This is a genomic window from Luteibacter sp. (assembly GCF_009912395.1).
GTDB lineage: Bacteria > Pseudomonadota > Gammaproteobacteria > Xanthomonadales > Rhodanobacteraceae > Luteibacter.
On the sequence record NZ_WNDO01000021.1, the window covers coordinates 67,323 to 80,209 of the forward strand.

12 protein-coding genes are annotated in these 12,887 nt (G+C 66.1%); 9 read left to right on the top strand and 3 right to left on the bottom strand.

The features are described from left to right. Position 1 precedes the first annotated feature (1 nt). From dapD to map, 3 genes are all read right to left on the bottom strand, one after another. The gene (gene dapD / locus GAK28_RS17615) at positions 2–922 is read right to left on the bottom strand and encodes a 2,3,4,5-tetrahydropyridine-2,6-dicarboxylate N-succinyltransferase (RefSeq protein ID WP_291782164.1); all 921 of its coding nucleotides are present in this window, start codon (positions 920–922) and stop codon (positions 2–4) included. Then, on the bottom strand, positions 816–3,473 hold the full coding sequence (glnD, locus tag GAK28_RS17620) for a [protein-PII] uridylyltransferase (RefSeq protein WP_291782167.1): 2,658 nt from the start codon (positions 3,471–3,473) through the stop codon (positions 816–818). The genes dapD and glnD overlap by 107 nt, the downstream gene beginning before the upstream one ends. Before the next feature lie 67 nt (positions 3,474–3,540). Beyond that, on the bottom strand, positions 3,541–4,308 hold the full coding sequence (map, locus tag GAK28_RS17625) for a type I methionyl aminopeptidase (RefSeq protein ID WP_291782171.1): 768 nt from the start codon (positions 4,306–4,308) through the stop codon (positions 3,541–3,543). 381 nt (positions 4,309–4,689) lie between these two features. Here map and rpsB point away from each other — a divergent pair, with 381 nt between their 5' ends. From rpsB to GAK28_RS17670, 9 genes are all read left to right on the top strand, one after another. Beyond that, on the top strand, positions 4,690–5,550 hold the full coding sequence (gene rpsB, locus GAK28_RS17630; protein WP_291782174.1) for a 30S ribosomal protein S2: 861 nt from the start codon (positions 4,690–4,692) through the stop codon (positions 5,548–5,550). Between the two features lie 87 nt (positions 5,551–5,637). After that, positions 5,638–6,516, top strand: coding sequence for a translation elongation factor Ts (gene tsf / locus GAK28_RS17635; RefSeq protein WP_291782177.1), 879 nt, complete (start codon positions 5,638–5,640; stop codon positions 6,514–6,516). A 220-nt stretch (positions 6,517–6,736) separates the two neighbouring features. Beyond that, positions 6,737–7,531 carry a chitosanase gene (locus tag GAK28_RS17640; RefSeq protein WP_291782180.1) on the top strand — a complete coding sequence of 265 codons (795 nt, stop codon included), beginning with the start codon at positions 6,737–6,739 and terminating at the stop codon, positions 7,529–7,531. A gap of 185 nt (positions 7,532–7,716) precedes the next feature. Further along, positions 7,717–8,502 (top strand): chitosanase, encoded by a 786-nt coding sequence (locus tag GAK28_RS17645; protein ID WP_291782183.1) that lies wholly within the window; start codon positions 7,717–7,719, stop codon positions 8,500–8,502. Positions 8,503–8,701: 199 nt separating this feature from the next. Next, on the top strand, positions 8,702–9,424 hold the full coding sequence (gene pyrH / locus GAK28_RS17650; protein ID WP_291782185.1) for a UMP kinase: 723 nt from the start codon (positions 8,702–8,704) through the stop codon (positions 9,422–9,424). Between the two features lie 103 nt (positions 9,425–9,527). After that, a complete protein-coding gene (gene frr / locus GAK28_RS17655; RefSeq protein ID WP_291782187.1) occupies positions 9,528–10,085 on the top strand; it encodes a ribosome recycling factor in 558 nt (185 codons plus the stop codon). A 20-nt stretch (positions 10,086–10,105) separates the two neighbouring features. Next, a complete protein-coding gene (uppS, locus tag GAK28_RS17660) occupies positions 10,106–10,843 on the top strand; it encodes a polyprenyl diphosphate synthase (RefSeq protein WP_291782190.1) in 738 nt (245 codons plus the stop codon). Between the two features lie 12 nt (positions 10,844–10,855). Further along, complete coding sequence (locus GAK28_RS17665; protein WP_291782192.1) at positions 10,856–11,674, top strand: CDP-archaeol synthase; 819 nt, start codon at positions 10,856–10,858, stop codon at positions 11,672–11,674. A 3-nt stretch (positions 11,675–11,677) separates the two neighbouring features. Beyond that, on the top strand, positions 11,678–12,862 hold the full coding sequence (locus tag GAK28_RS17670) for a 1-deoxy-D-xylulose-5-phosphate reductoisomerase (protein ID WP_291782194.1): 1,185 nt from the start codon (positions 11,678–11,680) through the stop codon (positions 12,860–12,862). Positions 12,863–12,887: the final 25 nt, after the last annotated feature.

The following is a 12,887-nucleotide window of genomic DNA, read 5'->3' on the forward strand; positions in this document are numbered from 1 at the left end:
ATCACTCGCCGCTGCGCAGGAGTTCGTTGATGCCGGTCTTGGAGCGGGTCTTCTCGTCGACCTGCTTCACGATGATCGCGGCGTACAGGCTGTGGCTGCCGTCCTTCGCCGGCAGGCTTCCCGCGACGACGACGCTGCCCGCCGGCACGCGGCCGTAGGAGATCTCGCCCGTGGCACGGTTGTAGATGCGGGTGGACTGGCCGAGGAACACGCCCATGCCGATGACCGAGCCCTTCTCCACGATGACGCCTTCCACCACTTCCGAACGCGCGCCGATGAAGCAGTTGTCTTCGATGATGGTCGGGTTCGCCTGCAGCGGCTCCAGCACGCCGCCGATGCCCACGCCGCCCGAGAGGTGCACGTTGGCACCGATCTGCGCGCACGAGCCCACGGTGGCCCAAGTGTCGACCATGGTGCCAGTGCCGACGTAGGCACCGATGTTGGTGTAGCTAGGCATCAGTACGGCATCTTTCGCGATATGCGCGCCACGACGGACCAGGGCGCCCGGCACCACACGGGCGCCGAGGTTCGCGTACTCGGTATTGTCGCCGTCGGTGAAACGCAGCGGCACCTTGTCGAAGGCGCTGGACGGACCGCCGTCCATCACGCGGTTGCCGTTCATGCGGAAGTACAGCAACACGGCCTTCTTCAGCCAGGCGTTGACGGTCCAGCCGCCCTTGCCGTCCGGTTCGGCCACGCGGCGCTCGCCGGATTCGAGGAGGTTGAGCACCTGGTCGACAGCCTCGCGCAAGCTACCCTCGATCTCGTTCTGGGTGAGGTCGGCGCGGCGTTCGAAGGCATCTTCGATGACGGATTCAAGCGTTTGCATCTGCATGTACGGCATTCCTGGGGAGGTCGGAACCGATGTGGCGGAGCAGGCACGTCCGCAGGATCTCCCGGCGATCGGGGGACAGCGGCGCATTGCTGCGATCGGTGAGTTGGAAAAAGTCTTCGACGCGCTCGCCGAAGGTGGCGATACGCGCATCATGCACGCGGACTCCCGCTTCGGCCAGCGCCTGCGCCACGGCCGCGAGCAGGCCTGGCCGATCGGTGCAGACCAGCGCGAGCTGGGTGCGCTCGCCGGTATCCACGAATTCGATGCGCGGCGCCATCTGGAAGTGACGCAGGTGCCGCGAGAGGCTGCGCTTGGGCGGCGCGTGGCCGGCGGGCTGGTCCAGTGCGCGGAGCATGCGTGTACGCAGTTCGTCGGCGCGCTGGAGCGAGGCCGGAGCCTGCGAATCGGATTCGAGCAGGAGGAACGTATCCAGCGCCATACCGGAAGTGGATACCAGCACGCGCGCCTCGACCACGGAGAATCGCAGGCGATCGAGCATCGCCGTCACGGTGGCGAACAGGCCATCGCGATCCGGCGTGTAGATGAACAGCTCGGTGCTGCCGCGGACGGAGAACGGGTGCACCTCCACCAGCGGCGTGGTGCCACCGGAACGGAGGATCGCCGAGGTCTGCCAGGCGATCTGCTCGGGCCGGTGACGCAGGAAGCTCGAATCGGGGAATTCCGCCCAGACGCGGACGATGTCGTCCGTATCGATACGGTCCGTGGCCAGCATCGCCAACGCGCGCTCGCGGCATTCGCGCACGCGCGTCCCGGCATGTACAGGCAAGGCCAGATCGCTGCGCAGGGCGAAACGCGTGGACGTGTAGAGATCGGCCAGCAGACGGTCCTTCCAGGCGTTCCACAGCTTCGGACTGGTGCCGATGATGTCGGCGATGGTCAGCAGGTAGAGATGGTCCAAATGCTCCCAGTCGCCCACGACCGAGGCGAAGCGATGCACCACCTCCGGGTCGGTGATGTCCTGGCGCTGCGCCGTGGTGCTCATCAGCAGGTGCTGGCGAACCAGCCACGCGACGAGGTCGATGTCTTCCTCGGGCAAGCCCAACTTGGTGCAGAAACCGCGTGCATCTTCCTCGCCGAGCACGGAATGGTCGCCACCCCGCCCTTTCGCGATGTCATGGAACAAGGCGGCCAGCAGCATCCGCTCCGGACGCTCGATATGCGGCCAGATCTCGCAACCGATCGGAAAATCCCGGCGTGCGGCTGGATCGGCGAAACGTGCCACGTTGCGCAGCACCCGCAGCGTATGTTCGTCGACGGTGTACACATGGAACAAGTCGTACTGCATGCGTCCCACCACCTTGCCGAAGGCCGGCAGGATCGCGGCAAGCAGGCCGTGGCGATTCATCCGCCATAGGGCATCCACCGCGGGCGCGCCACGCCGCAGCAGCGCGAGGAAGGCGGCGAGCACCTGCGGATCGTCGGCCAGCGATTCGCCGTGCAGCGACACCGCGTGCTGGATGCGCCGCATGGTTTCGGCGGTGAATCCCGTGATGCCGGGTTCGTCGAGGCGCGCGATGAAGATTTCCACCAGGGCAGCTGGTCGGCGCGCGAACAGCTTCGGATTGCGCGGCGCGATACGCGAACCGTGGCGCACGTAATCGACGCCGACCGGCTGCGGCTCCGTGCCGGGGTCGAGCATTTCCTCGAAGCGTTCCACCAGTTGCGTACCGGACCGTTCGATCTGCGTGGCCGCGCGATAGTAGCCCTGCATGAACTGCTCGACGCCCAGGTTCTTGGCATGCTCGTCCTCGAAACCGAGGCGAGTGGCCAGCGCGCGCTGGTAGTCGAAAAGCAGGCGTTCTTCCGCGCGCCCCGCCTCCAGGTGCAGTGCATATCGATAAAGACGCAACGTCTCCTCGGCGCGTTCCAGGCGACCGATCTCCACCGGCTCCAGCAAGCCTTCCGCCACCATGGCGTCGAAGTCCGGCGCGTTGGCCAGGCGGCGGCCCAGCCAGCGGATGGAGTCGAGCGTGCGCAGGCCACCCGGACCGTCCTTGAGGTTGGGCTCCAGGTTCTGCGCGGTGTCGTCGTAGCGGGCGTGCCGGGCATCCCGCTCGGCAAGGCGCGCGGCGAGATAGGCACGAGGCGGCCACAACGCGGGATCGTCCAGAATGCCGCGCAACTCGTCGGAAAGGATCGGCCAGCCGGCCAGCCGACGTGCGTCGAGCAAGCTGGTGAACACGCTGGCGTCCTTCGCGGCAAGCTCGCGGCACTGCTCCACCGTGCGCACGGCGTGCCCCGGCTTCAGGCCGATATCCCACAGGCAGGAGAAGAAATTCTCCAGCGCCCGGTAAAGCGACGGCGAACTCTCGCCGACCATCGCGAGGAGGTCGACATCGGAATACGGAAAGAGCATGCCTCGGCCGAAACCGCCCACGGCAAAGAGCGTGGCGGCGGCCATGTCGCCCAGGCAGGCACCCCAGGCGTGGACGACCACCCGGCCGACGATCTCGGCCCGGCGCCGCGCGAGCGCCGAGGCATCCTCGCCGTCGCGGAAGGCGACGGCGAGCGCACGATCGGCGTCGTCCAGCAGTTGCCGGAGCGAACGCCGCGCTTCGGGCGATACGCCCGAGCGGGGAACCACGGCGGGCAGGCGCGGAAGCGGTGGAAGCGTCACGGCAAGGCCCTCGGCGGTTGGATCGGGTGGAACCGGCGAGGATCCGCGGACCCTCGCCGTGAAAGCGTCAGGCGGCGTCCGGCCAGGGCGTCAGGATCTCGAAACCGTCTTCAGTGACCGCAATGGTGTGCTCCCACTGGGCGGACAGCGAGTGGTCCTTGGTGACCACCGTCCAGCCGTCCGGCAGCGACTTGGTCTGCGGCTTGCCTGCGTTGATCATCGGCTCGACCGTGAAGGTCATGCCCGGCTTCAGCTCCAGGCCGGTGCCCTGGCGACCGTAATGCAGCACTTGAGGCTCGTCGTGATAGACCTTGCCGATGCCATGGCCGCAGTACTCGCGGACGACCGAGAAGCCCGCGGCTTCGGCGTGCTTCTGGATCGCGGCACCCACGTCGCCCAGGGTGGCGCCCGGCTTCACGGCCTCGATGCCCTTCATCATCGCCTCGAAGGTCGTCTCCACCAGGCGCTTCGCCAGCACGCTCGGCGTGCCCACGAAATACATGCGGCTGGTGTCACCGTGCCAGCCGTCCTTGATGACAGTGACGTCGATATTGATGATGTCGCCATCCTTCAGCACCTTGGCGGGGCTGGGGATGCCGTGGCAGATCACGTGGTTGACCGAGGTGCACACCGTCTTCGGAAAGCCCCGGTAGCCCACGTTGGCGGGAATGGCCTGCTGCACGTTCACGATGTGATCGTGGGCGAGCTTGTCGAGCTCCTCCGTGGTGACGCCCGGCTTGACGTGCGGAACGAGCATGGCCAGCACTTCGGCGGCCAGGCGGCCGGCCTCGCGCATGGCCTGGATCTCTTCGGGGGTCTTCGGTACGACTGCCATGGTGGTTTCTCTCTTTTTCCTTTGCCCTCAGGGAATTGGGCCTGCCCTCGAAGGTGGCGGCGTCCCGTCCGGAAATCCACCCCCGACTTGCGGCGGGCGGACTCCAAGGGCTATAATTAGCGAGTTTTGCTGTCCGGCGAAGCCACTTATACGTGGCCACGGCGGCGAATCGAAGCGCGATTGTAACCGCACGAGGCCATGCTTGGCCCGGGCGCAAGGCTTTCGCTTTAAACGCCACACACGCATCGGCACCGCCTTCGGGGTGCCTGGTCATACCGTCGACGAGCGAAAGGCTCCGCGGGCCGACCGGGTCGAAGCCGGGGATGCGTGGAGGTCCCAACCCCCATAGAACCGCTTTAGCGGTTCGCCCAGGAGTATTCCATGGCACAAGTCACCATGCGCGAGATGCTGGAAGCCGGCGTCCATTTCGGTCACCAGACCCGTTACTGGAACCCCAAGATGGCTCCGTACATCTTCGGCGCCCGCGGCAAGATCCACATCATCAACCTCGAGAAGACCCTCCCGCTCTTCAACGACGCGATGAACTTCCTCTCGGGCCTGGCCCAGAAGGGCGGCACCATCCTGTTCGTCGGCACCAAGCGTTCGGCCCGCGAAGCCCTGGCTGAAGAAGCCGGCCGCGCCAACCAGCCGTTCGTCACCGCCCGCTGGCTCGGCGGCATGCTGACCAACTTCCGCACCGTGAAGCAGTCGGTTGCCCGCCTGAAGGAACTCGAAGCCGCCGAAACCGACGGTTCGTTCGACCGCCTGGTCAAGCACGAAGTGCTGGCCCGTCGCCGCGAGCGCGAGAAGCTGCAGAACTCGCTCGGCGGCATCAAGGACATGAACCGCCTGCCGGACGCCCTGTTCATCGTGGACATCGGCCACGAAGACATCGCCGTGCAGGAAGCCCGCAAGCTGGGCATCCCGGTCGTCGCTGTCGTCGACACCAACTACGATCCGACCCTCGTCGACTACGCCATCCCGGGTAACGACGACGCCATCCGCGCCATCCAGCTGTACGCCCGCGCCGCCGCCGACTCCATCCTGGAAGGCAAGGCCGCCGCTCCGCAGCACGCCGCCCGCGGCGATGCCAACGAGTTCGTCGAGCTCGACGAAGCCGGCAACCCGGTCGCCAAGGACGAAGCCCCGCGTGGCGAGCGTCGCAACGATCGCGGCGCCCCGGCCAAGAAGGGTGCTCCGCGCCGTGACGGCGGCCGCGACGGTGGTCGTGGTCGCGCCTAAGCGCCCCACCCCGTAGCAGCGTCATCGTTTCACCCGGCGCCGCGGCACCACCGCCGCGGCGCCAATCAAAAACTTTGAGGAATTACCATGGCTGAGATCACCGCGGGCCTCGTCAAGGAACTGCGTGAGCGTTCCGGCGTTGGCATGATGGAGTGCAAGAAGGCACTCGTCGAAAACAACGGCGACATCGAAGCGGCAATGGAATGGCTGCGCAAGAACGGCCTCGCCAAGGCTGACAAGAAGGCCGACCGCGTCGCCGCCGAAGGCCTCGTCGCCTTCGCCATCAAGGGTGGCAAGGGCGTGCTGGTCGAAGTGAACAGCGAAACCGACTTCTCGTCGCGCAACGAGGCTTTCATCCAGTTCACCAAGGATGTCGCCAACGTCGCTCTCGAGTCGGGCGCCAAGGACATCGACACGCTGAAGGCCACCAAGCTGGGCGACAGCACCGTGGAAGATGCCGCCAAGACCCTGACCCTCACCATCGGTGAGAAGTTCGATGTCCGCCGCCTCGCCACCGTCGAGACCGACGGCGTGCTGGCCGGCTACTCGCACAGCGGCCGCATCGGCGTGCTGGTGGCCCTCAAGGGTGGCTCGGAAGAGCTGGCCAAGGGCATCGCCATGCACGTCGCCGCGATGAACCCGAAGTTCATCAAGGTGGAAGACGTTCCGGCCGACTTCCTCGAGAAGGAAAAGGAAATCGAGCTGTCGAAGATGTCCGACAAGGAAAAGGCCAAGCCGGCCGACATCCTGGACAAGATCGTCAGCGGCAAGGTCAACAAGATCCTCGCCGAGGCCACCCTGGTCGGCCAGTCGTACGTGCTCGACCAGGACGTCACGGTCGCCGAAGCCCTCAAGAAGGGTGGCGCCGAGCTCGTCTCCGTGCAGCGCCTCGCCGTGGGCGAGGGCATCGAGAAGGTGGTGGACGACTTTGCCGCCGAAGTGATGAAGCAGGCTGGCCTGGCGTAAGCCACCCTCCTCGCTCGATGAAAAGGCCGCGAGAGATCGCGGCCTTTTTTTATGCATCCGCGCGGGTTCGCAGGTTTTTGCACCTGCGTAGCGAAAACGCACCGAAACCCTGTCCTTCGACGACGAAGGAATTTCCTGCGAGCTTCCTCCCATCGCTTCTTGTCAGTCATGCCAAGAATTCGCGAGCGCCCAAGCCGGGCGCCAACGGAGGGAGACACCCATGCATTCACGCAACACCGCGTTCCTCAGGACCTCGCTCATCGCGCTTGGCCTGTTCGGCACGTTCGCCGCCCACGCAGACGACCTCAATACGCCCGCGAAGCGGGAAATCGCCATGGAGCTGGTCTCCAGCGCGGAAAACACCTCGCTCGACTGGCGCGCCCAGTACGCCTATATCGAGGACATCAAGGACGGTCGCGGCTACACAGCTGGCCTCGTCGGCTTCACGTCCGCCGACGACGACATGCTTGCCCTGGTCACGCTCTACGACACCGCCGAGCCGGGCAATGTCCTCTCCAAATACATTCCGGCGCTGACCTTCCTATCGAAACACAATTCAGGATCGCACCAGGGACTGGATCCCACCTTCAAGAAAGACTGGATCACAGCTGCGGCGGACCCCGTGTTCCAGGCCGCGCAAGACCAGACACTCAACGAGCAATACTTCAACCCGGCCCTTTCCCAGGCGACGACGGATGGCCTCGGTATCCTGGGCCAATTCATCTATTACGACGCCTATGTGATGCACGGTCCGGGCAACGGCACCCATAGTTTCGGCGGTATTCGCAAGGCCGCGCTGGCCAACGCAAAGACGCCTGCACAGGGCGGTGATGAAACCACCTACCTCAACGCGTTTCTCGACGCGCGCCGCGCACTCATGCTGAAAGAACCCGATCACAAGGACAACGTGGATCGCATCGATACCGAGCAGCGTGCCTTCCTGAAGGCGGGCAACCTCAATTTGGATACGCCGTTGCGGTGGACCGTCAACGAAGGCGATTTCAGCATTCCCTGATCCCGACCGAAACAGGGCAAAGGGCGCGCCACGTCGCGTCCTTTGCCCATGGGGAAAGCGAAAACGGCACGAGGCGCGATGCTTTAAATCGCAACCAATTTCCTGTGAGCGCCGTCGCGGCCGACGGGCCACGCAAGCGCAATAACTTGCGGGCCGAATCCCGGCGCCAACACAAGGAAGCCACCATGCATCTTCGCCAAACACGAGGCCTGCTCGCCCTACTCCTGGCCACACTCGTCGCCACACCTACCCTCGCCGCCGACCTCGACACGCCCGCGAAGAAGGACATCGCGATGCAACTGGTCTCCAGCGCCGAGAACTCCAGCCTCGACTGGCGCGCGCAGTACTCGTACATCGAGGACATCCAGGACGGTCGCGGCTATACCGCCGGGATCATCGGGTTCTGCTCGGGCACGGGCGACATGCTCGACCTGGTCAAGGACTACCAGGCCGTGTCGCCGGGTAACCGCCTCGCCAAGTACATCCCGGCTCTGCAAAAGCTCGCCGACAAGCATTCCGCGTCGCACGCCGGCCTCGACCCCGGCTTCCCCGGCGACTGGCGGGCCGCCGCGAAGGACGTCGCCTTCCAGGTCGCCCAGGACAACGTCCGCGATGAGCAGTACTTCACTCCCGCCGTGAACCAGGCCAAGGCCGACGGCCTGCGCACGCTCGGCCAGTTCATCTATTACGACGCCATCGTGATGCACGGCCCTGGCACCTCGGCCGACAGCTTCGGCGGCATCCGCAAGGCCGCGATGAAGGTCGCCAAGACACCCGCGCAGGGCGGCGACGAAACCGCCTACCTCAACGCTTTTCTCGATGCGCGCGTGAAAGTGATGAAGCAGGAGGAGGCCCATGCCGATACGTCGCGCGTGGACACCGAGCAGCGTGTCTTCCTCAAGGCCGGTAACTTCGGCCTCGAAAAGCCACTGCGCTGGAAGGTGTACGGCGACGCCTATTCCATCCAGTAAAAGGAAACCTCTCCACTGCAGGAGCGCGCTTGCGCGCGATCGCGCGCAAGCGCGCTCCTACAGAGTCTCCGAGCGATGGGGTCTGCGGCAGCCCCATCCCCGGAGCGAAAGCTAAACCGCGACAGTTTTTCACGTTCCTGTAACAAAGAACGCGCGCTACACTACGCGCGTTTTGCCCCACACAATCTGGAGACCCCCCATGAGCAACCAGCTGAACCACCGCCGCATCCTGCTCAAGCTCTCCGGAGAAGCCCTCATGGGCAGCGAAGACTACGGCATCGATCCGAAGGTGATCGGCCGGCTCGCGAAGGAAATCCTCGAAGTGGTCGCCGCCGGCGTCCAGGTCGGCGTCGTCATCGGCGGCGGCAACATCTTCCGCGGCGCCGGTCTCGCCGCCTCGGGCATGGACCGCGTCACCGGCGACCACATGGGCATGCTGGCCACCGTCATGAACGCCCTCGCGATGCAGGATGCCATCGAGAAGCTGGGCGGCGAAGCGCGCACCATGAGTGCCATCAAGATCAACGAGGTCTGCGAGGACTTCATCCGTCGCCGCGCCATCCGCCATCTCGAGAAGGGCCGCGTCGCCCTGTTCGCCGCCGGCATCGGCAACCCGTTCTTCACCACCGACTCCGCCGCCGCCCTGCGCGCCGTGGAAATCGGTGCCGACCTGCTCCTCAAGGCCACCAAGGTCGACGGCGTCTACAGCGCCGACCCGAAGCGCCACGCCGACGCCACCCGCTACGACCACCTCACCTACAACCAGGTGATCGAGCGTCGCCTGGAGGTCATGGATACCGCCGCCATCGCGCTCTGCCGCGAGAACAAGCTGCCCCTGCGCATCTACGACATGACCCAGCCCGGCAACCTCATGAAGATCATGACGGGCGAGCCGGTGGGCACCCTGGTCGACGCCGGCTGAGCCGGCCAGCCCCCTCCAGGGGCGCTCTGGCGCGGTGCGGCACGGCCGTACCGCGCTCCCCTGCTATACTCGTCTGCTGACCAGTTCCACCGGAAACAAGCCCATGATCAACGACATCAAGAAAGATGCTGAGACCCGCATGGGCAAGAGCATCGACTCGCTCAAGCACGACCTGAAGTCGATCCGGACCGGCCGCGCCAATGCGTCCATCCTCGACAACATCGTGGTTCCGTACTACGGCTCGTCCACCCCGCTGGCCCAGGTGGCCAACGTGACCACGCCGGACGCCCGCTCGCTCTCCGTCAAGCCGTTCGACAAGGCCATGGTCGGCCCGATCGAGAAGGCCATCATGGCCTCCGATCTCGGCATCACGCCCACCACCATGGGCATGGACATCCGCCTGAACTTCCCGCCGCCGACCGAGGAGCGCCGCAAGGAGCTCGCCAAGAGCGTGTCGAAAGAAGGCGAGGCCGCCAAGATCGCCATCCGCAACGTGCGTCGCGACGCCATCCAGCACGTCGACAAGTTGCTGAAGGACAAGGCGATCACGGAAGACGACAAGAAGGGCGCGGACAACGACATCCAGAAACTGACGGACAAGTTCGTCAAGGACGTCGACACGGTCGTCGCCGAAAAGGAAAAGGAGCTGATGGCGCTCTGACGCGCCATCGGTCCATGCCCATGGCAGCGAGGCCCGAGGGACGGGTACCCCGCCACCTGGCCATCGTGATGGATGGCAACGGTCGCTGGGCGAAGCAGCGTCTTCGCCCGCGCACGTTCGGCCATCATGCCGGGCAGAAAGCCGTGAAGGAGGCCGTGGAATTCTGCCTCCGTCGCGGCATCGCCTCGCTCACCCTGTTCGCCTTCTCCAGAGAGAACTGGCAGCGGCCGCCCACCGAGGTGTCGGCGCTGATGGAACTGTTCCTCAAGGCGCTGGACAAGGAAGTGGCCGAACTGCACGGCAATGGCGTCCGGATCCGCTTCGTCGGCGATCTGGCCGCCTTCGCGCCCGAACTGCGCAAGCGCATGCTGGGTGCCATGGAGCGCACGGCCGGCAACACGGCGCTCAACATGAACGTGGCGGTCAATTACGGCGGACGCTGGGATATCGCCCAGGCCGCGCAACAGGCCGTCGAAGCGATCGCGCGCGGGGAATTCACCGCCGCCGAACTCGACGAACACCGCCTGCACGGCTATACCTGCCTTGCCGATCAGCCGCCGCTCGACCTGTTCATCCGTACGGGTGGCGAGCGCCGGGTCAGCAACTTTCTTCTCTGGCAGCTCGCCTACGCCGAGCTGTATTTCACCGACACCCTGTGGCCCGACGTCGACCAGGCCTGCCTCGCCGAGGCCATCGACGACTACGCCCGCCGCGAGCGCCGCTACGGGCGAACCGGCGAACAGGTCGCCACGGGCTGACGCCGGATCTCCATGCTCAAGCAACGCATCACCACCGCCGCGATCCTCCTGCCGGTCGTCCTGGCGCTCATCCTGCTGCCTCCCACCAGCTTCTTCGCCGCCGTGGTGGCCCTCGTCTTCGTGGGCGCGGCCTGGGAGTGGAGCCTGCTCTCCGGCTGCCGCACGCCCACGGGGCGTGGCATCGTCGCGGCCCTGGCCGCCGCCCTCCTTGCTTCGCTTGTCGTCGTGCGCACACCGGGCGTGCTGACCGTGCTGAGTTTCGTCGGCGTGGCCTGGTGGGTCGGTTGCTGCTTCTGGCTGCGTCATTTCACCTTTGCCGCCGCGCCCAACAACGAAAACCGCCTGCTGAAGCTCGGTGCGGGCGTGCTGGTCATCGTACCGACGCTCGCCGCCGCCGTGTCCCTGCATGGCAGCGACCGTGGACACTGGTGGACGCTGCTTGCCCTGGTGATCGTCTGGGCCGCCGATACCGGCGCCTACTTCAGCGGCCGCTTCCTGGGTCGCCGCAAGCTTGCCCCCCGGATCAGCCCGGGAAAGACCTGGGCGGGCGTCTACGGCGCCGTCCTCGCTGGCGGCCTCGTGGCACTCCTGGGCGGCTACCTGCTCGGCGTGCGTGATGGCGGCCAACTGATCGGCCTGCTTGTCCTGGGCGTGCTTTCCGTGGCCGCCGCCGTCGTCGGCGACCTCTTCGAGAGCCTGATGAAGCGCCACGCCGAGGTGAAGGACTCCGGCAGCCTGTTCCCGGGCCACGGCGGCCTGCTGGATCGTCTCGACAGCGTCTTCGCCGCCCTGCCCGTCTTCGCGGCAGGCAAGATCCTCCTGGGACTCTGACACATGGCTCTCCGCCAGGTCGCGGTCCTGGGCGCCACCGGCTCCATCGGCACCAGCACCCTCGACGTCATCGCCCGGCATCCGGAGCGTTTCCGCGCCAGCGTGCTCGTGGCCAACCGAGGGACCGAGGCCTTGGCGGCGCTCTGTGAGCGCTTCCGACCCGACGTCGCCATCGTGGCCGACCCATCAATGGAGGCCGACCTGGCGCGGCGCCTTGCCGCTGCCGGCGTTCGCTGCGAGGTGGCATCGGGCCCCGACGCGGTCACCGCCGCGGCGTCTGGCCCGCTTTGCGACACCGTGGTCGCGGCCATCGTCGGCGCGGCAGGCCTCGATTCCACCCTGGCCGCCGCACGCGCCGGAAAACGCCTGCTGCTGGCCAACAAGGAATCCATCGTGATGGGCGGCGAGTTGCTGCTCCAGGCGCTGCGCGAAGGCGGTGGCGACCTCATCCCGATCGACTCCGAACACAACGCCATCTTCCAGTGCTTGCCCGGTGGGCGTCCCGGCCTGAGCAAGGCCGGTGTGCGTCGCCTGGTGCTCACAGCCTCCGGCGGTCCGTTCCGCGGCCGTCGGCGCAGCGATCTCGGCGCGATCACGCCTGATCAAGCCTGTGCCCACCCCAAGTGGTCCATGGGCCGCAAGATTTCCGTCGACTCCGCCACCCTGATGAACAAGGGGCTGGAGGTGATCGAGGCACATCACCTGTTCGCCGCCCCCGTCGACACCATCGAGGTGGTGGTACACCCGCAAAGCCTGGTTCATTCGCTGGTGGACTACGTGGACGGCTCGATGCTCGCCCAACTCGGCAACCCCGACATGCGCACGGCCATCGCCTGCGGTCTGGCATGGCCGGAACGGATCGACGCGGGCGTGCCGCCGCTCGATCTCGCGGCCCACGCGCGACTGGACTTCGAGGCACCCGATACGGACACCTTCCGCTGCCTCGCCCTGGCCTTCGAGGCCTTGCGCGCCGGCGGTGACGCCACGGCCATCCTGAACGCCGCCAACGAAATCGCGGTCGAGGCGTTCCTCGCCGGCACCCTGCCCTTCCTGGGTATCGCGGAGGTCGTCGAGCGCGTACTTGAGGAACTGCCGGCCAAACCCGTGGTCGATGTCCAGACCCTCAGGGGACGCGACGACGAGGCAAGACGGGCGGCTCGGGGCATTCTCCGCCGCGCTTACTGCTAAACTCGTTCCACCCAAACGTTTTTTT